The following is a 22845-nucleotide window of genomic DNA, read 5'->3' on the forward strand; positions in this document are numbered from 1 at the left end:
CGTGTGGCGTTCAGCCGAGGCTCAGTTGCGTGCGCGTGAGGCGCCCGTACACGACGTACAGCACGAGCGTCGCCGCGAGCAGCAGCGCGCCGAGCGCGCACGCCATCCCCCAGTTGATCGACACGTTCGTGAAGTAGGCGACGTAGTAGCTGACCATCTGGTCGCCGGGGCCGCCGAGCAGCGCCGGCGTGATGTAGTAGCCGATCGCGAGGATGAACACCAGCAGCACGCCCGCGCCGATGCCCGGATACGTCTGCGGCACGTACACGCGCCAGAACGCGGCGAACGGATGGCTGCCGAGCGACACCGCCGCGCGCTGGTAGGTCGGCGGGATCGACTTCATCACGCTGTAGAGCGGCAGCACCATGAACGGCAGCAGGATGTGCGTCATCGAGATGTAGACGCCGGTGCGGTTGAACAGCAGCGCGAGCGGCGACGAGATCAGCCCGCTGCCGAGCAGCGCGCGGTTCACGAGCCCTTCGGTCTGCAGGATCACGATCCACGCGGCGACGCGCACGAGGATCGACGTCCAGAACGGAATCAGCACGAGGATCATCACGAGGTTGGCGCGGCGCGCGGACAGCGTCGAGATCCAGTACGCGAGCGGAAAGCCGAGCAGCAGCGCCAGGCCGGTGACGACCGCGCCGATCACGAACGTGCGCGCGAACACCGACAGGTAGATCTGCTGCTCCGGGTCCGAGGCCGTGATGTTGCCGAACGCGTCCTGCCGGTGATCGAGCGACGCGAGCAGATAAAACGCCGAATAACGGCCGCTGTTCTTCGCGATCGCCTGCCAGTACGCGACGTCGTTCCAGCGGTCGTCCAGTTCGACCAGCTTCGCGCGGGTCTGGCCGGGCGTCAGCTTCAGCGGATGGCCGTCGTCGTCCGCGAGCGGCATCGCGCGCGCCGTTTTCGCGACCAGCGAACGGAAACCCGGAATCTCGACGTTCAGCCGCCGCGCGAGCGCGCCCATCGCGTCGCCTTCCTGCACCGCGAGCAGATCGGTCGCGAGCGCGGCGAACGCGGCGTCCGGCGGCGCGCTTTTGCGGTCCCAGGTCCGCAGCGCGGCGACCGTCTGCGGCAGCGCGGTCGCGACCTCCGGGTTCTGCACCGCGCGCGTCAGCAGCGCGGCGATCGGCACGACGAAGATCAGCAGCAGAAAGATCGCAAGCGGCGCGATCAGCAGCAGCGCCATCGCGCGTTTTCTCGCCTGCGCGGCGCGCAGCTCGCGCTTCAGTTGAGCCGTCGAGTCGCGGCTCGGGTCGGCGCCCATCGTCACGGTTGTCATCGTCGTCAAACCCTGTCTCCTGCGATACGGCAGCCGCCCGTGCGCGTTCGAACCTGCATCGCCGCGCGCGGGCGACCGTGATCGCGAGCGGCACGCTGCTCCCTCACCCAGGGCGCGCGCGCCGCCGCGAAAGCGGCTGCGTTACTTCGCGGCCCACGACGCGAACCGCTGCTCCAGTTCGTCGCCGTGATCGGTCCAGAACGTCAGGTTCTGCTGCACCGCGTTCTTGCCGTTGGCCGGCGAGTTCGGCAGGTTCGACAGCGTCGTCGTGTCGAGCGACTTCACCGCGCTCATGTTCACCGGGCCGTACGCGATGTGCTTCGCGTAGTCCTGCTGCGGCTTCGGCGACAGCGTGTACGCGATGTACTGCTCGGCGAGCGCCTTGTTCGGCGTGCCCTTCGGAATCGCCCAGTAGTCGAGATCGTAGATGCTGCCGTTCCACACGACCTTCAGGTTCTTCCCTTCGCGCTGCGCGGCGTCGATCCGGCCGTTGTACGCGGTCGACATCACGACGTCGCCGGCGACGAGGAACTGCGGCGGCTGCGCGCCCGCCTCCCACCACTGGATGTTCGGCTTCAGCTCGTCGAGCTTCTTGAACGCGCGGTCCTGGCCCGCCTTCGTCGCGAGCACCTTGTACACGTCCTGCGGCGCGACGCCGTCGGCCATCAGCGCGAATTCCAGGTTGTATTGCGCGCCCTTGCGCATCCCGCGCTTGCCCGGGAATTTCTTCACGTCCCAGAAGTCGGCCCAGCCGGCCGGCGCGGTCTTCAGGCGGTCGCCGTTGTACGCGAGCGCCGTGGACCACACGAAGATGCCCGCGCCGCACGGCTGCTGCGCGGCCTTGATGATGTCCGCCTTGTTGCCGAGCTTCGACCAGTCGAGCTTCTCGTACAGCCCTTCGTCGCAGCCGCGCGCGATGTCGCCGGTCTCGACCTCGACCACGTCCCAGTTCACGTGCTTCGCCTCGACCATCGCCTTCACTTTCGCCTGCTCGCCGTTGTATTCGACGGCGGTCACCTTGTTGCCGGTCTGCGTCTGGAACGGCTCGTTGAACGCCGCCTTCTGCGCGTCGCCGTTCGCACCGCCGAAGTTCACGACAGTCAGTTCCGCCGCGTGCGCCGCGCCGAACGCGAAGGCGAGCGAGGCCGCGAGGGTCGCCGCGCGCAGGTTGCCGATCTTGATCATGGTGTGTTCCCTTCTCGTTGATGGTTGTGATGATGCGGGCTGGTCCAGCCCGTCAGGCAAAGACGCGCAGATGCTCGGGCGCGAATTCGAGCGCGACCGGCTGGCCGGGCGCGAACGTGTCGAGCGCGTCGGTGCCGAGCGGCACCTTCACGAAGCACTCGTCCTGTTGCGGCAGCCCGCAGCGCATCCGCACGTGGTCGCCGAAATAGATGAGCCCGCGCGCTTCGCCCGCGAGCGTGTTGGAGCCGCCGCGCGCGGCGCCCGCCGCGAGCCGCATCCGCTCGGGGCGGATGCACGCGATCGCGGCGGCGCCCTGCTGCGCGCCGCCGACGTTGCGGCCGACGAGCCGCGTGCCGTCCGCGAGGCTCACTTCGCAGAACTCGCCGTCAGTCGACGTGATCGTGCCGCGCAGCCGGTTGCTGTCGCCGATGAAGTTCGCGACGAACTCGTTGCACGGCGTCTCGTACAGCCGGTCCACCGTGTCGATCTGCTGGACGATGCCCTTGTCGAACACCGCGACGCGGTCCGACATCGTCAGCGCCTCGCCCTGGTCGTGCGTCACGTACACGAACGTGACGCCGAGCTTCTCGTGCAGCGACTTCAGTTCGTACTGCATGTGTTCGCGCAACTGCTTGTCGAGCGCGCCGAGCGGCTCGTCCATCAGCACCAGCTTCGGCTGGAACACGAGTGCGCGCGCGAGCGCGATCCGCTGCTGCTGGCCGCCCGACAGTTGCGCCGGATAGCGTTTCGCGAAACCTTCCATGCGGACCATCTTCAGCGCGTCGTTCACGCGCTGCGCGCGTTCGGCGGCCGGCACCTTGCGCACGCCGAGCGGATACGCGACGTTCTGCTCGACGGTCAGGTGCGGGAACAGCGCGTAGTTCTGGAACACCATGCCGATGTTGCGCTTGTGCGGCGGCACGTTGTTCAGCAACTGGCCGTCGAGACGGATCTCGCCGCCGGTCGGAAACTCGAAGCCGGCGAGCATCATCAGGCAGGTGGTCTTGCCCGAGCCCGACGGGCCGAGCAGGGTCAGAAACTCACCTTGATAAATATCAAGATCGAGGTGGCGGACGACGAGGGTTTCGCCGTCATAGGTCTTGCGCACCCCGCGGAAGCTGACGATCACGTCTGTCTTGTCCATCGCCGCTGTCTCCTTCTGTCGATGCTGAACATGGCTGTTCCGACGGACGCCGTGCTGCGTTGCGACAGGGCCCGGTCGAATCGTGCGGATCACTATAGCCGGTCACGGCTCTACAATAGGGAACCATTTCATTATTCAGGATAGAACCACTTGGACACGGTGCTGCTCTTCGACTGGATCCTCGCGCGGCTCGACAGGACGTCCGGCGAGCCGGTCTATCGCCAGCTTCTGAGCCTGATGCAGCAGGCGGTCCTGACCGGCCAGCTCGCGGCCGGCACGAAGCTGCCGAGTTCGCGCACGCTCGCGACCGACCTCGGCATCGCGCGCAACACGGTGCTGCACGTGTACGACCAGTTGAGCGCCGAGGGTTACGTGATCTCGACGACCGGCAGCGGCACCTACGTCGCGGACACGCGCCCGGACGCCGAGGCGCTCGCGCCGCGTCCGGCCGCGTGCGATCCGAAGGCCGCGGCCGACGCGCCGGTCAGCACGTTCCCGCGCGGCGGGATGTCGGTGCGCGGGCAGCGGCTGATCGACGAGGCGGGCGTGTCCGCGAAACAATGGGGCGCGTTCATGCCCGGCGTGCCGGACGTCGCGGAGTTTCCGGCGCGCACGTGGAGCCGCCTGCAAGCGCGGTTATGGAAGTCTGCAAACCATGATCTGCTCACCTACGCGCCGGGCGGCGGTTATCGTCCGCTGCGGCGCGCGCTGTCCGACTATCTGCGCGTCGCGCGCTCGGTGCGCTGCACGCCGGACCAGATCGTCATCACGACCGGCATCCATCAGTCGATCGACCTGACCGTGCGGTTGCTCACCGACGTCGGCGACCGCGCGTGGGTCGAGGAACCGTGCTACTGGGGCGTGCGCAGCGTGCTGCAATCGTCGGGGCTGAAGCTCGCGCCGGTGCCGGTCGATGCGGAGGGGCTGAACCCCGGCGAGCGCGACCTGCGCAACCCGCCGCGGCTCGCGCTCGTCACGCCGTCGCATCAGTATCCGCTCGGCATGGTGATGAGCCTCGCGCGCCGCCGCACGCTGCTCGAATACGCGCGGCAGCACAAGGTATGGATCATCGAGGACGACTACGACAGCGAGTTCCGCTACGGCAGCCGGCCGCTCGCGTCGTTACAGGGGCTCGACGACGCGGGCCAGGTGATCTATGTCGGCAGTCTCGGCAAGACGCTGTTTCCGGGGCTGCGGATCGGCTACATGGTCGTGCCGGAACATATGGTCGATGCGTTCCGCACCGGCGTCGCGGAGCTGTATCGCGAAGGCCAGTTGATGCAGCAGGCGGTGCTCGCGGAGTTCATCATGGACGGCCATCTGACGTCGCACGTGCGCCGGATGCGCGCGCTGTACGGCGAGCGGCGGCAGTTGCTGATCGACGCGGTCACGCAGCACTTCGGCGACGCGCTGCCGGTGATGGGCGACGAAGCGGGCCTGCATTTCGTGCTCGGCTTGCCGGAAGGCTGCGACGACCGCGCGGTGACGGCCGCGTCGTATGAAGCCGGCGTGATCGTGCGGCCGCTCGCGTCGTATTACAGCGGCCAGCCCACGCGCAAGGGCCTGCTGACCGGCTACGCCTGCGTGCCGAACGAGCAGATCGGCCCGGCGTTCGCAACGCTCGCGAAGGTGATCGAAGAGCATGCGTTCGGCCGCGCGGCACGCGGCGCGCGCAGCCGGCGCACCGCCTGAGCCGAAGCAGCCGGCGCAGTATTCGCGGCGCGAGTCGGGACGGCCGCGCCCGCGTTACTTGAGCCCGAAGTCCACGCGCGTCGTCGCGCCTTTGTCGTCGATGCCCTTCGCGTCGAGCTTCGGCGCGACGACGAACACGCGGCTCGCATCGACCTTCCCTTCGAAGTACTGCTGAACCGCCTGCGCGCGCTGCTGCGCGAGGCCGCGCAGCGCCGCGTCGTCGACCGGCGCATGTTCCGCGATCGCCTGCTTCATGTCGTCGACGGGCAGCGACTTCGTCAGGCCGATCATGTTGCGCGGCTTCCTGAAGTCCGCCGCCTTATAGGCACGGGACAGGTATTTCTCGTATTCCTTGTCGTCCACCTTGATCGACATCGGATCGACGCTCTCGCCGTTGCCGACGGTGTCCTTCACCTTCTGCTGGCGCACGAGGCGATCGACGTACTGCTCGCGCAGCGCGGGCGTATCGACGGCCGGATCGACGCGGCCGATCAGGTCGATCTTCACCGACGGCTTGTCCGCGAGCGCCTTCGCGATCGTGTCGAGCTTCTTGTCGTCCGCGTCGCTCAGCGTCGCGGTTCCGGCCGGGAATTCGACATAACCGAGTTCCTGACCGTTGCCGCCGAACGCGTTCGCGAGCAGCGAGAACGGCGCGGTCACCGCCTTCGCGATCAGGTTCAGCACCGCATGCCAGATCAGCCCGCCGATGCTGAACTCCGGGTTCGACAGCGAGCCGGACACCGGAATGTTCACGTCGATCTCGCCGTTGCGGTTCTTCAGCAGCGAGATCGCGAGCCGCACCGGCAGCTTCGTCGCGGTGTCGTTGTCGACGTGGTCGCCGAACGTGAGCTGGTCGATGAACAGGTGGTTGTTCGCGGTCAGTTGATCGTTCGCCAACTGGTAGTGCAGATCGACGTTCAGCTTGCCCTTCGTGATCGGATAACCCGCGTACTTCGTCGCGTACGGCGTCAGGTTCGTCAGTTCGATGTCGTGCGCGGCCGCGGTCACGTCGAGCGACGGCTTCGCGATCAGCGGATTCACGCTGCCCTTGATCGTGATCGGCCCGTTCGCGGCGAGTTTCGCGGACACGTCCACCGGCGCGGGCGTCGTGGACTGCGTGCCGAACGCGCCGACCGTGCCATGGATCTGCACGAGGTCGGCGGTGTAGTTCGGCTTGATGAAGTTGTCCGTGTAATTCACGCTGCCGTTCTGCAACACCAGTTGCCCGAAATGCAGCCGCACCGGCGCACTTGGCGACGACGGCTGCGCGGCCGCGACGGCGTTCGCGCCGGATGCGGGCAGCGCCGCCGATGCGGCGGCCGGCGACCCGGAGGCGGCGTCGGCAGTAACCGCGACCGCGGCGGGCGTGGACGCGCCGGCCACCGTCGCGGAAGCTGCGCCGGCCGCCCCCGCCGTCTTTTGCGGCGTCAGCGGAATCGGCTCCTTGCCGCTCTTGTCGCGCGTCAGCGACTGCGTGCCGCCGTCGCCCGGCTTCGCGACGACGTCGGTCAGGTTCAGCCGCCCCTGCGGATCGAGCAGCACGCGCCCGTAGAAGCCCGCGAACGTCACGCGCCGCGCATCCACGTCGGCGCCCTTCTGTTCGTCGTAATTCGCCTTCAGGTTCGACAGTTCGAGCGAGCGCCAGCCGGCGAACGGATCGGACGTCGCCTTGTCGAGCATCCGCACGTCGACGAGCGCCGCGTCGCCGCGATAACTCGCCGTCAGCGCCTTGCCCTGCGTAACCGCCAGTTGCCCCTTCGCGTTCAGCAGCGCGCTCGCGATCACCGCGTTCAGCTGGCTGCCGAAATACGGCTCGAACGCGGCCGCGTCGAGCCGGTTCGCGTCGATCTTCAGCGTCGTTTTCAGCGGCGTCGGGTTCACGTCGCCATCGATCGACAACGTGCCCTTGCGGTTCAGCGTCGCCTTCAGTTCGACCGGCAGCGGGCGGCCGAGGTCGTCGCTGATCTTCTGCACCTTCAGTTGCAGCGGCGACACGCTGACCTTCACCGGACGCGGCGTCGTGCTGTCGGTGAAGTTGACGGCGCTGTCCTTCAGGTTCAGTTCGTCGATCCGGTAGTGCCAGGCCGGCGCCGCTGCTTCGGCCGGCTTCTTCTGCGCGCGCGCGGCGGCGCGCGGCGGCGCGGCCTCGTGCGGACTGCCGGCCAGTTGCGCGAGGTCGATGCTGCCGTCCTTGCGGCGCTCGACGTTCACGTCGAGCCCGGTCGCGTCGACGGCCGCGATCTGCGCGTCGCGCGCGGCAACGTCGACTTTCGTCACCTGCAACTGGCCCTGCGCGAGCGCGATCGACGGCGCTTTCGCGCCGCGCGTCGTCACCTTCAGCGATTGCAGGTTCAGCGTGCTCTGGCCGACCTGCAACGCGACCGGCGACACGCCCCAGTTCGCATTCAGCGTCGTGTCCGCGCCGAGCTTGCCGTCGACGATCTGCGCGGCGCTCACGCCGTCCAGATACGGTTGCAGACGCGGCAGCGACAGCGCCTGGACGGTGATCTTCGCGTCGGCGGTTTTCGCGGCGAAGCCGAACGAACCCGACGCGGCGATCGAGCCGCCGTCCGGCACGGCGGTCGAGAACGTGTATTGCGCGACCGGCTTCGCGACCGTCGAGAAGTTCGTGAGCGTCGCGGCGACGTTCGAATACACCAGATCGACCGGCTGCGCGGTCGACTCGTCGCGCAGCCGCACGGTGCCGTCGGTCAGCGTGAAGCGGCGGATCGATACGTCGGGCATTGCCGACCCGGCGGCCGTGGACGTGCTGCCCGATGCGGGCGGCGGCGCGGCGGCGGCGGTCGTAGCGGACGCGGGCGGCTGCGTAGCGGCGGCAGCGGTGGCCGTGGCGGTGCTGCCCGCCGCCGGCGATTGCACGGCCGGCGCAGCGGCGCGGCCCGATGCGGACGGCGGCACAGCGGCCGTCGCCCCCGACGCAGGCAACGCGGCGGCCTGCTGCGCGCCGCCCGCCGCTGGCGCGGAAGCGGGCGCGCCCGCCGGCTGCGCGAACATCTGCTGCACGCTCAGCACGCCGGCCTTGTCGCGCGCGAGATGCACGTCCGGCCCGTCGAGCCGGATCTCGTCGAACCGGTACGCGCCGCCGAACGGTTCGAGCGACGACGCGGCGACGTGCAGCCCGCGCGCCGCGAAGAACGGCGAACCGGTGCGCGCGTCGGCGGTATCGACGCCGTTCAGGTCGGCAGTACCGGACACGCGCAGCGACGGCTTCTCGCCGGACATCACGAACGCGAGCTTCAGGTCGGTGGACAGCTTGCCCGCGTGCACCGCGACCGGCAGTTTCGTCGGCGCATAGGTGAGGAGGCGCGGCACGTCGAGCGCGTCGATCCGCAGCGTGACCTCCGATTCGCGCGACGCGGCGAACGGCTTCGTGCGCCCGTCGATCGCGAGCGTCGTGTTGCCGTCGATCCGCGCGCGCAGCAGCGGCTCGACGAAGATGTCGGTCTTCGACGGCAGCGTCGCGATGAACGGAATGCCGACCGACCAGCGGTCGATCACGTGCTTCTCGTTCAGCAGGCGGTCGTCGAAGTCGATGCGGCCGTTCTCGATGCGGATGTTCGACACCGAAAACGGCGTGGACTTGCTGCCGGGCTGCGACGGCGTCGACGCGAATTTCTCGATCAGGTCGGTGAAGTTGAAACGCTGCGCGTCGAGCCGCACGATCGCGAGGCGCGGCGAATCGAGCCGCACCTCGTTGACGATCGGCGCCGCGCGAAAGAGCGACGCCCACGACGCGCGCACGACGAGGCGCTCGACGTCGAAGAAATTGCCGTTGCCGCCGCGCTCGCCGATATGCACGCGGTCGGCTTCGAGATTCAGCGTGTACGGGTTGAGCGCGATGCGGCCGATCGTGACCGGGCGGTCGAGCTGTTTGCCGAGCTGCTGCGCGGCGATGCTGCGGATCAGCGGCGGCGCGGCGAAGAAGCCGAGCAGCCCGAATACGACGACGAAGATAGCGACGCCGATGACGATGCGGCGGGTGCGGGGCGCGCGCGCGACGGCGCGCACGGATTGCAGCGAAGAAGTCAGCGTTGCCTTGTTGATGCTTGCCATGCTCACTTGCCGGTGACGCGGCCAAACGCACGCCGCGAGGGATGGGACAGGGACTGGCTGGGGAGAGCCCGACAGCCGGAAGTATAGGCGGGATGCCGTGACGAACGCCTGAAAAGCCGTCGTCCGCATGACATCGCGACGGCGGATTCGGGCGACGAAAAGGGCCTGGAAGACGCGATGCGGCGGGTGACGGATGACAGGCTTCGCACCCGCGCTACATCGCGGTCTGACAGCGATGCGGGGGTGGCGGGCAACCGTCGCCGCGCGCCGCGCCGGACCGGTTACGTCGAGCTTACATAGCCGCTACGACGCCCGGTTTCGCGGCCGCCCGCGCGGGAGCGGCAACGCTCGCTCCGCGATTACCGCCCGATCGCCCCCCGATCGCCGCCGCGCATCACTGCCGCTCGACGGCCGGCGGCTGCCAGCTGCCGTCGGTCGCCTCGCGCTTCGGCGCGTACATCCGCAGCACGAGCTGGAAGTCGCCGTGCGGCGTCGGCACCCAGTTGCCCGCCTTCTGCCGCTCCGCCGACACATGCACGTCGAGCGAGCCGTCACGATTGCGGCGCGCGCCGTTGCGGTCGCCGAACGCGATGCGCACCGGCATGTCTTCGTCGAGCGCGCCGCTCGTCGTGTACGCGGTGATCGACCAGAAACCGCGCACCGGCGGCAGCTGCTTCGGCGTGAAGTGGATCACGTAGCGGTTCGCGCCGTTCAGCGGATGGCCGTCGCTGTCGACGCTCACGCGCGCGCGCACCTCGTCGTCGCGCGTGCCGAGGCCCGGCTGCGCATACGCGGTGTACGCGCGCAGCGCGTAGTCGGGACCGTAGTTGCCCGCGTTGTCGCCGACCCACAGCCAGCCGTTGCCCGCGAGCAGGTTCGACGGCGGCGTCGCGACCCGCTCGCGGCCGTCCGCGAGACCCGCCGCGAGCGCGTCGCTCGCGCCGGACGGCAGCGCGACCGGATCGCCCGGATGCACGCCGAGGTCGCCGAGGATCTTCAGCGCGTGCGGGTCGTCGGGCACCGGCGGGTTGTCCTCCAGCGCCTGCGCGAGACGGTCGAAGAAGCCGCCCGCGTCGAGCGCCGCGACCTTCTCGCGCGGCGAGCCGGGCGCGACCGGATCGCCGCTCGCGGTCGCGCCGGACGCCGCCGGGTCGCCGCGTCCGCCGCCGCGCGCGCCGCTGGCCGCGTACTGTGACAGCGGCGCGACACGGATGCCCCGTTGCAGCTTGCGGATCGCCGCGAGGTCGCCGCCGTGCGTCTGGATCCGCACCAGCAGCCACACGTAGCGGCTCGGCACCTCGACGCGCTGCGCGCGCGCCGGCAGGTCGCCCTTCCAGCCGGCCGGCACGAACGCAATCGTTTGCGCCTTGATGCCATTCGCTCGCGCGCCGGGCTGCGCGCCGCTCGACCAAACCACGTTGGTCCACATGTCGAGCGCGCGCACGTCCATGTAGCGGCCGCGCGAGTCGGGCAGCGCGACGAGCACCGGCTCGCTGCCGAGATCGAGCCAGCCGCTCGAACTGAGCGTGTCGAGATTCGGCGCGGGCGGACTCGCCGAGCCGACCGGCGGCAGCGCCTGCGCGTGGCGCAGCGTGTTGACCTCGGCCTGTCCCGGCCCGGAGCCGGTCGCGGCTTCGCGCGCGACGTCCATCAGCACCAGCGGATAGCCGAACACGTAGGAATCGGATACTTCGTCCTTCACCCAGCCCGTGCTTTTCGGTACGACGCCCGGCGCGGATGCGCACCCGGCGATGAACGCGACGCCTGCGAGCGCAACGCAGGCGAGGTAGAACGGGCGAAACGCTCGACGAGTTTTTATCATTCGTTGATTATGCGAAGCTGGCAATTCATGGAATGACGTCGACCGGCGCCGACACGACGCACAGCCCCCCGGGCTTTCGGTATGCGCGCGCTGCATGACTCCGATGCCGCCGGGATGTATCGTATCGTCCGCATCGGGGCGTGAAAAGCCCGTGGACGCTGCAATTGTGCGTTATGCCCTATGACTGTTGTGGGTAACGGACGCCTGCCGCCCGCCTTCCTTCCCTTCCGGAACTCGCCGCTCATGTATCTGCCCGCCCATTTCGAAGCAAACCGCCGCGAAGCGCTCGACGCGCTGATCGCCGCGCAGCCGTTCGGCGCACTCGTCACGCATGGCCCGCACGGGCTCGACGCGAACCATCTGCCGTTCGAATACGAACCGGCGCGCGGGCCGTTCGGCACGCTGCGCGCGCACGTCGCGCGCGCGAATCCGCTCTGGCAGGAGGCCGCCGCCGCGCCGGACGCGCTCGTGATCTTCCAGGGGCCGGCCGCGTACATCTCGCCGACATGGTATCCGAGCAAGCACGAAACGCACCGGCAGGTGCCGACCTACAACTACATGGTCGTGCATGCACACGGCCGGATCGTCGTGCACGACGACGAGGCGTTCCTGCGCGGACTCGTTGCGCGCCTCACGCGGCGGATGGAGGCCGGCGAGCCGACGCCGTGGAAGATGGGCGACGCGCCGCCCGACTACATCGCGCAGATGCTCGGCGCGATCGTCGGCATCGAGATCGAGGTGACGAAGCTCACCGGCAAGTGGAAGCTCAGTCAGAACAAGGCGCTGCCCGACATCCGCGGCGCGGCCGACACGCTGCTGGCGCGCGACTCGGACGCGCAGCACGCGGTCGGGCAGGCGATGCTCGATGCGTCGCCGGACGCGTAGCGGCGCGGGTTCGGAAACGGCGGCGGCCGGTCAGGTCCGTTGCCGCACGCGTACTGCGCAAGCCGTCCGATCGTGCCGTTCATGAAACACGCATAAAGCGCATATAACCGCCCGCCGTCCTCCGCTCGCCGGATGCGGCGGTTGCCCTCCCTCTCGCCGCGCCGCGCACGCGCGCATCGTCGCCCTTGACCTTCCCACGTTGGGAACGTAGATACTGCCGACCATTGCTTCTTTTGCGCTTCCCGCATCCCGACCATGAACGACCCGCTCGTCGCCGACCGCACCGACACCGCCATCGCGGAATTCGAAATCCACGGCATGACCTGCGCCGCGTGCGCGACGCGCGTCGAAAAAGCGCTCGCGAAAGTGCCGGGCGTCGCACGCGCGTCGGTGAACCTCGCGACGGAGAAGGCGACCGTCGAGGCCGACGGCAGCGTGAGCCCGGACCAGCTCGAAGCCGCGGTCGCGAAGGCCGGCTACGAGGCGGTGCCGGTCGCAACCGAGACGGCCATGCTCACGATCGGCGGCATGACCTGCGCGTCGTGCGCGAACCGCGTCGAGAAGGCGCTGTCGCGCGTCGCGGACGTCACCGGCGCGTCGGTCAACCTCGCGACCGAGCAAGCCACCGTGAACCTGCGCGCGCCGCTGACCGGCGAGTTGATGGACCAGTTGGTCGCGGCGGTCACGAAGGCCGGCTACGAAGCAACGCCTGTCGCAACCGACGAACCGCCGCCCGCCGACGGAACGAAGAAAGCCCGTGACGAAACGCAGCGCGAACTGTCGGCGGTCCTGATCGCGGCCGCGCTGACCGTGCCGCTCGTCGTGCCGATGGTCGCCCATCCGCTCGGCCTGCACGGGATGCTGCCGGCGTCCGTCCAGTTCGTGCTCGCGTCGCTCGTGCAGTTCGGGTTCGGCGCGCGCTTCTATCGCGCCGCATGGAAGGCGGTCCGCGCGGGCGCGGGCAACATGGACCTGCTGGTCGCGCTCGGCAGCTCGGCCGCCTACGGCGTCAGCGTGTATGCGATGCTCGCGCATCCGGGCGACGCCGCGCACCTGTACTTCGAGGCGTCGGCGGTCGTCATCACGCTCGTGCGCTTCGGCAAGTGGCTCGAAGCGCGCGCCAAACGGCAGACCACCGACGCCATTCGCGCGCTGAACGCGCTGCGGCCCGATCGCGCGCGCATCCGCATCGACGGCGTCGAGCGCGACGTGCCGCTTTCGCAGGTGCGCGTCGGCACCGTCGTGGCCGTGCGGCCCGGCGAGCGGATGCCGGTCGACGGCATCGTGCTCGAAGGCCGCAGCCACGTCGACGAATCGCTGATCACCGGCGAAAGCCTGCCGGTGCCGAAGGAGCCGGACCAGCCGGTCACCGCCGGCTCGATCAACGGCGAAGGCGCGATCGCGGTGCGCACGACCGCGATCGGCGCGGAAACGACGCTCGCGCGCATCATCCGGCTCGTCGAAAGCGCACAGGCGGAGAAAGCGCCGATCCAGCGGCTCGTCGATCGCGTGAGCGCGGTGTTCGTGCCGGCGATCCTCGTCGTCGCGGCCGTCACGCTCGCCGGCTGGCTGCTCGCGGGCGCGCCCGCGGAGACCGCGATCCTGAACGCGGTCGCGGTGCTGGTGATCGCATGCCCGTGCGCGCTCGGCCTCGCGACGCCCGCTGCGATCATGGCCGGCACCGGCGTCGCCGCGCGGCACGGCGTGCTCATCAAGGACGCCGAAGCGCTGGAGACCGCGCACAACATCAGCGTGGTCGCGTTCGACAAGACCGGCACGCTGACGCTCGGCCAGCCGTCGCTGACCGCGTTCGAGACCGCCGACGGCGTCGCGCGCGACGACGCGCTCGCGCTCGCAGCCGCCGTGCAGCAGCAGAGCGACCATCCGCTCGCGAAGGCGGTCGTCAAAGCGTTCGAAGCATCGCATGCAGGCGCGCCGCTGCCGGCCGCCGTCCATGCGCGCGCGGTGCCGGGCCGCGGCGTCGAGGCCGACGTGAACGGTCAGCGAATCGCGATCGGCAGCCGCCGCTGGGTCGACGAACTCGAACTCGCGCTGCCGCCCGCGCTTGCGCAACGCGCGCAGGAACTGGAACGCGCGGGCAACACGGTGTCGTGGCTGATCGGTATGCGTAACGGATCGGACGCGGTGCTCGCGCTGCTCGCGTTCGGCGACACGGTGAAGCCCGGCGCGCGCGCGGCGATCGACCGGCTGCGGCGGATGAACGTGCGCAGCGTGCTCGTGACCGGCGACAACGCGGGCAGCGCGGCGGCGGTCGCGCGCGAGCTGGGCATCGACGACGTGCACGCGCAGGTGCTGCCCGACGACAAGGCGCGCACGATCCGCGACCTGAAGATGCGCAGCGGCGGCATCGTCGCGATGGCGGGCGACGGCATCAACGACGCGCCCGCGCTCGCGGCCGCCGACATCGGCATCGCGATGGCGACCGGCACCGACGTCGCGATGCATGCAGCGGGCATCACGCTGATGCGCGGCGACCCGACGCTCGTTGCGGCGGCAATCGACATCTCGCGGCGCACGTGGCGCAAGATCCAGCAGAACCTGTTCTGGGCGTTCGTCTACAACCTGATCGGCATTCCGCTCGCCGCGTTCGGGCTGCTGAACCCGATGCTCGCGGGGGCCGCGATGGCGTTTTCGAGCGTCAGCGTCGTCACGAACGCACTGCTGCTGCGGACCTGGCGCGGCGACGCCTGACACCCGCGCATCGAACCTCGCATCGAACTGCACATCGCCCGCTGGACCGCCCGGCCAGCGGGCCTCCCGCGCCGCCCCACCCCGCTTCTCCGCGCATCTTCGCCAAAAACACCCCTCCGTTGCCTTCGCAATCGTTTGCAGAAAGCCCCAAGGATCGGTCCCGGCTGCCGTAATTAATCGAAACGGCGTCACGCCGTGCCGTCCCCACATCAACCCGGAACCGTTTTATGAGCTTTTCCTTCCTGCGCCGGTTGAGCGTCGGTGTACGTCTCGCTTTGCTGTCGTGCGCGCTCGTCGTCGCGATCTTCGCCGCGTTCACGTGGGCGCTCACGCAGGCGGCCGGCGAGCAGATCAGCGATCAGGTGCGCACGCGCATCGCCGAAAAGGATCGCTCGATCGCCGCGATGATCGCGTTGTTCGACCATGCGCTCGCAGCCGAGGTCGATCGCGCGATGACGATGTTCGCGAGCTTCCTGCCGCCCGACTTCGCGCTCGACGACACGCAGAAGATCGACATCGCCGGCACCGCGACGCCGACCTTCAAGGCCGGCGACAAGGTGCTGAACCTCGATTTCTCGATCCCCGACCAGTTCCTGCAACGCAGCGGCGCGATCTCGACCGTGTTCGCGCGCACCGGCGACGACTTCGTGCGCGTGACCACGTCGCTGAAGAAGCAGGACGGCTCGCGCGCGATCGGCACGCTGCTCGACCGCAAGGGTCCCGCATACGGACCCGTGATGGCGGGCAAGAGCTTCACCGGCCTCGCGACGCTGTTCGGCAAGCAGTACATCACGCAGTACCGGCCGGTGGCGGACGCAAGCGGCCGCGTGATCGGCGCGCTGTTCGTCGGCGTCGACGTGACCGACCAGATCGCCGCGGTGAAGGCCGGCATCGGCAAGCTGAAGATCGGCGACACCGGGTATTACTTCGTGCTCGACGCATCGAACGGCCCGACTCGCGGCCAGTTCATCGTGCATCCGGCCGCCGCCGGCAAGCACTTCGACGACGCGAACGGCCCCTACACGCAGATGCTCGCCGCGCACGACGGCGAGATCGAATACGCCGCCGCAGACGCGACGCTCGGCGAAACGTCGCCGCGCGCGAAGCTCGTGTCGTTCGTGTCGGTGCCGGAGTGGCAATGGCTCGTCGGCGGCGTCGCGCCGCGCGACGAGATCATGGCCGGCGTCACGGCTACCCGCAACCGCTTCGCGGTCGTCGGGCTGCTGCTCGTGCTCGTGTTCGCGGCGCTGTCGGTGTTCGCGGCGCGGCGGCTCGTCAGCCGGCCGCTCGACGCCGCCGCGCACGCGGCCGGCCGGCTCGCGGCCGGCGACCTGAGCGTGCGGATCGGCGGCCCGCGCGGCGCCGCAGCGGCGCACGGCGACGGCGCGGACGAGATCGGCCGCCTGACGCATGCGATCGACGGCATCGGCGAAGGGCTCGCGAGCATCGTCGCGCAGGTGCGCGGCGCGTCCGCGCAGATGACCGAAGGCACCGCGCGGATCGCGGCGGGCAGCGGCGAAATCGCGTCGCGGATCGCGACCCAGGCGAGCAGCCTCGAACAGACCGCCGCGAGCATGGAGCAGATCACGTCGACGGTCCAGCAGAACGCGGACCATGCGATCCGCGCGAACACCGTCGTCACCGGCGCGGCCGACGCGGCGCTCGACGGCGGCCGCGCGGTCGAGCGCGTGGTCGAGACGATGACGGACATCAGCCGCTCGTCGCAGAAGATCGCGGACATCACCGGCGTGATCGAGGGGATCGCGTTCCAGACCAACATCCTCGCGCTGAACGCGGCGGTCGAAGCGGCGCGCGCCGGCGAGCACGGCAAGGGTTTCGCGGTGGTCGCGTCCGAGGTGCGCGCGCTCGCGCAGCGCAGCGCGGCGGCGGTGAAGGAGATCGAGGCGCTGATCACGGAGTCGTCGGCCACCGTCGATACCGGCTACCGGATCGCCGGCGAGGCGAGCACGACGATGCGCGACATCGTCGCGCGCGTCGAGGAAGTGCGCACGATCATCGGCGAGATCACGAACGCGTCGCGCGAACAGTCGGGCGGCATCGAACAGGTGAATCTCGCGGTCACGCAGATCGGCGACGCGACGCAGCAGAACGCGAAGCTCGTCGGCGAGGCCGAGCGCGCGGCCGGCGCGCTGCACGAGCAGGCGGCGCGGCTCACGCAGCTCGTCAGCATGTTCAAGGTGGAGACGGGCGATTGAGAAGCCAGCTTGCTCGTGTGACCCGTGGGCGGGTCTTTGCGGGACGCCTTGCGGATTGCCCGGTTGATTTCTTCGAGGCCGAGGCCCTCGCCGGGTACCGGGCGCAAGCCGGCCGCATCGGCTGCTCCCGTGACCAGTAGATCAAAATGCGTTGTGGTCCACGAAAACTGTGGACAAGCCCGTATCCCTGGCGGCTTGCCTTCGATGCGCGCCGGCGTCTTTCTGCTTTTCGCATCAATGGCATGCGTGGATTACCCAGATGTTACCCACAGATCTATCCCCGAAAGCTGTGGATAATTTCTCGCGCGGCGCATCTCCACGCATCGGTCCGGTCGCTCAGTGAGAGCGCAAGATATCGGCTGCAATGGCTCCGTTCGCCTATGCCGCTGCGATGCTTACCTGGACGGGCAAACGCAAATTCTCGCGGACACGGCTCGACATGAATGCGCTCCACGCGGTCGATACTGACCGGCTGGCGCTGCCGGACTAGCAAGGCCGGTCGCCCGTGCGTCAGACGACAAGATTGCCGGACTGCCTGATTGTTTCCTGTTGAGCCGCAACGCCTTCGATTTCCGTACTCCATCGAGACGCAGATATGAAGCGCATCGAATCGAAGATGCGCGACCCTATCGAATTGCACGGCGAGTTGTACTCGCCAACTCATGAGCCTGCTCGCCCAAATTTTTCTAAAAATCGGTGACGCCAGAAACGTGCGATGGCGGCCGCGCCGATTGTCTGCATGACCTATGCGGACAATCGAATAATGCGTCACGCATCACTCATTTGTCAGAATCGGTTAATTCACGAGCTTCATTGCGTTCGTCCGCTTGACTAAACAAGGTCAAATCTCCGACGCTGCAAATATCGTTTCAGCTTTGATCGCAGTGAGAGCATCCGCTATATCTGCTCCTATCCTCAGTCCGCTTGATGCTGCGATTGGGCACAAACGGTTCCCAATCAGATGACGGCCTGTTCTGGCCGATCTACTTTCAGCAGGTCGATACAAGTGCATTCATCGGGCACAACGGCAGGCATCGATACGACATATGGTTTTTTTGATTTCAATATGCGAATCACAAAAAAAGTTTTATGAATTCAATAATCGCGCCAGTGGCCGGGCAGCAGCGATCCCGTTTCGTCGGTGTTTTTCATGTCGAAGCTGGATGCCTGCGCTCTTCAATCGTTAACAGCGCAACTACTTCAATGATGAGCCATGCAAGAATACCGTTTTGGATTTAGTTACGCCGCACCACCGCAGGGCAGCGGCGACCCGAAATATAGACATCACTTCAGGCGAAGCGTTAGAAACTCGATTTACCTGAATCTCAAAGCAACGCAAGACGTCAATATTGCCAGGCATTACTGCTTCGCGACTCGCAGGGGCGAAAGCGACATAGGACGCGAGGAATACGATGCCCTTGTAACCGCGATGCACGTCGCCCGCATCGCCTTTCTTGATGGCTGCAGGCTGTTGTCGGAAGCCGATCATGACCTGCGCGCCGCGCTTGGGCGTAGCAGCAACTACCGGCACGGCATGCACCAGATGCATACGCAGGAGGTTGCCAGGGCGCTCTATGAGGAAGTGAAAGACGGTCGCATTGCATTCGTCCCGGACCGCGACGAACTGCACGCGTGCGTGCACGAGATCCTGGCGGACCGGAACAAGAAGCGATCGTCGCGCGGTGCGGCCAGCCGTGCCCGACTCCGTTCGCCCACTGAAGTGCTTTACGGCAAGACACCGGGCATTGCGCCGGCTCCGGTCAGTCAGTTCATGGAGGAGGAAGCCGGACCCGATGTGAACGCACTTGTTTCCAGGTCTCCGAGCTTGCAGGACGAACTGAAAAAACTTGGCGACGACGGCTGGGAAATTCGCTACGGTAAATTGGGCGGTGGATCGTATGCGATTCGTGATATCAAGAACGTCATTGTTCTCGATGAAAACCTCAAAAATAATTCTGCGGCGTATGCGCAGGTTCTGTCGCATGAAGTCGGACATGCGACCTACCTCTATCAGCAAGACCTGTCATCGCGCGCGGCGTACGTGCAGAGTACGTTACGCGACGAAGCTGCGGCGACGATGAACAATATCCGGGTCCAGCGCGAAATCCTTTCGAATAGCGGAATCGATATTGGTGTCGCGGGCGGAAATTATTCGGCGTACAACCGGGCCTATGACGTGTACCTGAAAGACGGCGACGCCGCCGCCTGTCGCGAGGCGATCAGCAGGGTATTCGGAAACGAAATCACGTCCACGACCGGACAGACCTACAGCGACTATTACGGAGCGGCCTATGATCTGGCGAACCCACCCGGCAGGTAACCTGCACAGGTCACTTACGATGCTCGGTGTATTGATCGGCCTTGCCGGTTGCAGCCTGGCGCATGGACAACGTAACGAGGGCACACAGATGACGACGCAACCGACGATGACAATCTGGCAGGCTATCGACGCGCTGGCGCGGCAGATTCCATTCACAAAAGCGAAGGTGGAAACCGTGCTTTCGACTCGCCTCGTCGTGAAAGATACCAGCGGAAACCCGATCCAGAACACAGCATTCCAGTTCTATACCGGTGGTCCCGTCAAACTGTCGGACGGTGCAGTCATCAGTAACGTCGATTTGCGTATCAGGCACAAAGAAGGACACCCCGGTTTTCTGGTACTCGATCTGGATGGCGAATGCATCGGTCTGGATGCAGTGCGGTCGCATTACAGCATGCTTAATATAACTAACGTGCCGCATGGACACTCGCCGGACGAAATGATGGGCTATACCACGCTCGAAGAGTGGGGAAAGCTGTCGTTTGGCTTTACGGAGCGTCACCCTGACTGCCTTGCCGCTGTTTCCTTTAATCCGAAGATGCTGGAAGCAGACGAGACAGGCAAGTGATTCACAGGGAGATTCCGTGTTCAGCCTGGGGCCGGCCCAGTGGAGCAACGCCTGAAACACCGGATACAGTCGCCCAGTTTTATTAACGGGTGCCGCACGACTTACCTGCCGTCCAGCGAATTTTTGCGTGGCATTACTGATTCACGAGGACACACGGAGCAATACAAAACAGAATCAGCAAAATAATCTTCTACGCGACATCTATTCCATAAATGCCAGTTGAATGATGGGATGGGCAGACAGTCCGCTATATCCGGCGACGAACCGGAAACGTCAGCCGCCCATCGAACGGCATCACACTGACCATCCTCGACAGTCGCGGAACCACGCGATCCGCCAATCCCACCGATTCATTCCGCGTCAGTGATCCTGCATCGGCGCAGCGCCCTGCTGCGCACCGTCATCGCCCGTCGCCGGCATTGGCTCCGGCGCGTCGGGCGTCGGTGTCGGCGCAAGCGCCGGCTCCTGCGACGGGAACGGCGACTCGCCTTGCGGCGCGCTCGCCGGCCCGATGATCGGCGGCACGCCGAGCGGGCGCGCTGGCGGCGCGGCTTCGAAAGCCGGCGTCTCGGGTGCGCTAGCCGCCGACGGGGCCGACGGCACAGGCGCGGGCACCGGAGCCGGAGCCGGCCGCGCCGGCGGCGCGCGGCGCACCGGAGCGGCCGGCGTCTGCGGCTTGTGCTCGTGCGACGCGAACAGCACGTCGATCCACGCGCGCAGCTTCTCGCGGAACATCTCGAACGCGCCCGGCTCGACGTCGGTCGTGAAGCGCGCACGCGGATCGACGAGCCGCGAGCGCAGCGCGCGCTGGAAGAAGTCGCCGACGATCGGCAGCGCGCTGCGCGCGCCCTGCCCCCAGTAGTCGCTGCCGAGCGTCACGCGGCCGTCGTCGAAACCGACCCATGCGCCCGCGACCAGTTGCGGGCTCATCAGGATGAACCAGCCGTCCGTGTTGTCCTGCGTGGTGCCGGTCTTGCCGGCGACATCTGCGCGAATCCCGAAGCGCGACCGGATGCTCGACCCGGTGCCGCGATTCACGACGTCGCGCATCGTGTCGAGCAGCGTGCGGTCCGCCGCGACCGGCAGCGCACGTTCCGGCGACGCCGGCGCGAACTCCGCGAGCACGTCGCCGCTGCTGTCCTCGATGCGCGTAATCATCCGCGGTTCGAGATACGAGCCGTCGTTCGCGATCGTGCCGTACGCGGACACCATCTCCTTCAGCGTGACCGGGCTCGTGCCGAGCGCGAGCGACGGCACCGCGTCGAGCCGGCTGTCGCGCACGCCCATCGCGCGCGCGAGCCGCGCGACGCGGTCCGGCCCGACCTGCATCATCAGTTGCGCGGTGATCCGGTTGCGCGAATACGCGAGCGCGTCGCGCAGCGTGACCGGCTTGCCGCTCGGCGACACGTCGTCGGTCGGCTGCCACACCTCGCCGCCCGCGAGCGGAATCTCGACCGGCTGGTCGATGAACGTGTCGGCCGGCTTCGCGCCCTGCGCGAACGCCGCGCCGTACACGAACGGCTTGAACGTCGAACCCGGCTGACGGCGGGCCTGCTGCACGTGGTCGAACGGCTCGTTCGCGAAGTCGCGGCTGCCGACCCACGCCTTGATCTGGCCGTTGCGCGGATCGATCGCGAGAAACCCGGCCTGCACGTCGGTCTTGCTCTTGCACAGCGCGCGCATGAACCCGTGGTCCGACGCGAGATGCGCGATCGCATCGGCGTCCGGCTGCCCGGCGTCGCGCGCGGCGCGATAGTCCGGCGTCTCGCGGATGAACGTGCGGAACAGGTCGTTGCCCGCCGAGCAGCCGGAACGTCCGCTCCATGCGCCGTTCGCGATCGACTGCAACTGGTTGCCGTGCTGCGTGAGCGCGGCGGTCGCCATCGACTGCAATCGCGAGTCGATCGTCGTGCGAACGATCAGGCCGTCCGAATAGATGTTGTAGTCGTTGCGGTCGGCCCACGCGATCAGCCACTTGCGCAACTGCTGCGCGAAATGCGGCGCGGGGCCGGGCGGCTCGGTCTGCCGCTCGAAATCGACGCGCAGCGGCTTGCCCTTCAGCCGCGCGTAGTCGGCTTCGGACAGCTTGCCGTACTTCACCATCTGCGCGAGCACGGTATTGCGCCGCTGCAACGCGCGCTCCGGATTGATGACCGGGTTGTAGTAGCTGTTGCCCTTCAGCATGCCGGTCAGCGTCGCGGCCTGCAGGATGTCGAGCTGATCGGCCGAGCGGTCGAAGTAGGTGCGCGACGCCATCTCGATCCCGTACGCGTTGTACAGGAACGGCACCGTGTTCAGATACGTCTCCAGGATCTGCGGCTTGCTGTACACCGCCTCGATCTTCAATGCGGTGATCGCTTCCTTCAGCTTGCGCGTGAGCGTCGGCGCGCGGCCGACTTCGTCCGGATACAGGTTGCGCGCGAGCTGCTGCGTGATCGTCGAGCCGCCCTGGCGGTCGCCGGAGAACGTATGCAGCGCCGCGCCGGCGGTGCGCCGCCAGTCGATCCCGTGGTGCTCGTAGAAGCGGTGATCCTCGGTCGCGATCAGCGCGTCGATCATGTGCGGCGAGATCTGCGCAAGCGGCACCCATTCGCGGTTCGACGGCTTGAATTCGGCGAGCAGCTTGCCGTCGGCAGACAGGATCTGCGCGGGGCGATCGACGCGCGCCTTGCGGATGTCGCCGATGCCCGGCGTGAACGGGATCAGCACGAGCACGTACAGCACGAAGAGCGCCGGCAGCGCGGCCATCGCGATCAGCACGCCGCGCCGCGTCGGATGCCGCAGACGCTGCCATGCGGCCGCGACGAGCGGCTTCAGCGTGACACAAAGGGCAGCGGCGAGAGGCTGAAGCCGCGCGGCCGACGCCGCGGCGGCGGACTTCAGGCGGGCGAACCATGTCGAGCAATGGTCGCGGACGGACGACACGTAACGCTTCACGC

The 22845-nt window shown here is 67.5% G+C and carries 12 protein-coding genes; 6 read left to right on the forward strand and 6 right to left on the reverse strand.

The annotated features are described in order from the left end of the window. Positions 1–10: 10 nt before the first annotated feature. From BLV92_RS20660 to BLV92_RS20670, 3 genes are all read right to left on the reverse strand, one after another. Positions 11–1288 carry an ABC transporter permease gene (locus BLV92_RS20660; RefSeq protein WP_090551262.1) on the reverse strand — a complete coding sequence of 426 codons (1278 nt, stop codon included), beginning with the start codon at positions 1286–1288 and terminating at the stop codon, positions 11–13. A 141-nt stretch (positions 1289–1429) separates the two neighbouring features. Beyond that, positions 1430–2473 (reverse strand): ABC transporter substrate-binding protein, encoded by a 1044-nt coding sequence (locus tag BLV92_RS20665; RefSeq protein ID WP_090548295.1) that lies wholly within the window; start codon positions 2471–2473, stop codon positions 1430–1432. A gap of 52 nt (positions 2474–2525) precedes the next feature. Beyond that, on the reverse strand, positions 2526–3617 hold the full coding sequence (locus BLV92_RS20670) for an ABC transporter ATP-binding protein (protein ID WP_090548296.1): 1092 nt from the start codon (positions 3615–3617) through the stop codon (positions 2526–2528). A gap of 150 nt (positions 3618–3767) precedes the next feature. Between BLV92_RS20670 and pdxR the strand changes: the two genes are divergently transcribed. Further along, positions 3768–5309 (forward strand): MocR-like pyridoxine biosynthesis transcription factor PdxR, encoded by a 1542-nt coding sequence (gene pdxR / locus BLV92_RS20675; protein ID WP_090548298.1) that lies wholly within the window; start codon positions 3768–3770, stop codon positions 5307–5309. A 54-nt stretch (positions 5310–5363) separates the two neighbouring features. Here pdxR and BLV92_RS20680 read toward each other — a convergent pair whose 3' ends face one another. Together BLV92_RS20680 and BLV92_RS20685 are read right to left on the reverse strand one after the other, a co-directional pair. After that, positions 5364–9383: a DUF748 domain-containing protein gene (locus BLV92_RS20680; RefSeq protein ID WP_090548299.1), complete on the reverse strand. Its 4020-nt coding sequence runs from the start codon at positions 9381–9383 to the stop codon at positions 5364–5366. Positions 9384–9777: 394 nt separating this feature from the next. Continuing rightward, complete coding sequence (locus BLV92_RS20685) at positions 9778–11205, reverse strand: DUF1254 domain-containing protein (RefSeq protein WP_090548301.1); 1428 nt, start codon at positions 11203–11205, stop codon at positions 9778–9780. Positions 11206–11448: 243 nt separating this feature from the next. Here BLV92_RS20685 and BLV92_RS20690 point away from each other — a divergent pair, with 243 nt between their 5' ends. From BLV92_RS20690 to BLV92_RS20710, 5 genes are all read left to right on the forward strand, one after another. After that, entirely contained in the window at positions 11449–12090 is a 642-nt protein-coding gene (locus tag BLV92_RS20690; protein WP_090548302.1) for an FMN-binding negative transcriptional regulator, read from the forward strand. 255 nt (positions 12091–12345) lie between these two features. Then, entirely contained in the window at positions 12346–14802 is a 2457-nt protein-coding gene (locus BLV92_RS20695) for a heavy metal translocating P-type ATPase (protein ID WP_090548304.1), read from the forward strand. Between the two features lie 227 nt (positions 14803–15029). Beyond that, positions 15030–17018 carry a methyl-accepting chemotaxis protein gene (locus BLV92_RS20700; protein WP_090548305.1) on the forward strand — a complete coding sequence of 663 codons (1989 nt, stop codon included), beginning with the start codon at positions 15030–15032 and terminating at the stop codon, positions 17016–17018. A 1213-nt stretch (positions 17019–18231) separates the two neighbouring features. Further along, positions 18232–19338: a hypothetical protein gene (locus BLV92_RS20705; protein ID WP_143040708.1), complete on the forward strand. Its 1107-nt coding sequence runs from the start codon at positions 18232–18234 to the stop codon at positions 19336–19338. Continuing rightward, the gene (locus tag BLV92_RS20710; protein ID WP_244283875.1) at positions 19310–19906 is read left to right on the forward strand and encodes a hypothetical protein; all 597 of its coding nucleotides are present in this window, start codon (positions 19310–19312) and stop codon (positions 19904–19906) included. Before BLV92_RS20705 ends, BLV92_RS20710 begins: the two co-directional genes overlap by 29 nt. A gap of 360 nt (positions 19907–20266) precedes the next feature. On the opposite strand, the gene BLV92_RS20715 is transcribed toward BLV92_RS20710, so the two are convergent. Then, positions 20267–22831 carry a penicillin-binding protein 1A gene (locus BLV92_RS20715; protein WP_244283876.1) on the reverse strand — a complete coding sequence of 855 codons (2565 nt, stop codon included), beginning with the start codon at positions 22829–22831 and terminating at the stop codon, positions 20267–20269. Positions 22832–22845 lie beyond the last annotated feature (14 nt).

The organism is Paraburkholderia caballeronis (assembly GCF_900104845.1).
Taxonomy (GTDB): Bacteria; Pseudomonadota; Gammaproteobacteria; order Burkholderiales; family Burkholderiaceae; genus Paraburkholderia; species Paraburkholderia caballeronis.

Excerpts from the sequence above, each read along its gene's own strand:
- BLV92_RS20705 (WP_143040708.1), top strand. The coding sequence starts at position 18,232 with ATGCAAGAATACCGTTTTGGATTTAGTTACGCCGCACCACCGCAGGGC.
- BLV92_RS20660 (WP_090551262.1), bottom strand. The coding sequence starts at position 1,288 with ATGACAACCGTGACGATGGGCGCCGACCCGAGCCGCGACTCGACGGCT.
- BLV92_RS20710 (WP_244283875.1), top strand. The coding sequence starts at position 19,310 with ATGATCTGGCGAACCCACCCGGCAGGTAACCTGCACAGGTCACTTACG.
- BLV92_RS20665 (WP_090548295.1), bottom strand. The coding sequence starts at position 2,473 with ATGATCAAGATCGGCAACCTGCGCGCGGCGACCCTCGCGGCCTCGCTC.
- BLV92_RS20670 (WP_090548296.1), bottom strand. The coding sequence starts at position 3,617 with ATGGACAAGACAGACGTGATCGTCAGCTTCCGCGGGGTGCGCAAGACC.
- BLV92_RS20700 (WP_090548305.1), top strand. The coding sequence starts at position 15,030 with ATGAGCTTTTCCTTCCTGCGCCGGTTGAGCGTCGGTGTACGTCTCGCT.
- BLV92_RS20690 (WP_090548302.1), top strand. The coding sequence starts at position 11,449 with ATGTATCTGCCCGCCCATTTCGAAGCAAACCGCCGCGAAGCGCTCGAC.
- BLV92_RS20695 (WP_090548304.1), top strand. The coding sequence starts at position 12,346 with ATGAACGACCCGCTCGTCGCCGACCGCACCGACACCGCCATCGCGGAA.
- BLV92_RS20680 (WP_090548299.1), bottom strand. The coding sequence starts at position 9,383 with ATGGCAAGCATCAACAAGGCAACGCTGACTTCTTCGCTGCAATCCGTG.
- BLV92_RS20685 (WP_090548301.1), bottom strand. The coding sequence starts at position 11,205 with ATGATAAAAACTCGTCGAGCGTTTCGCCCGTTCTACCTCGCCTGCGTT.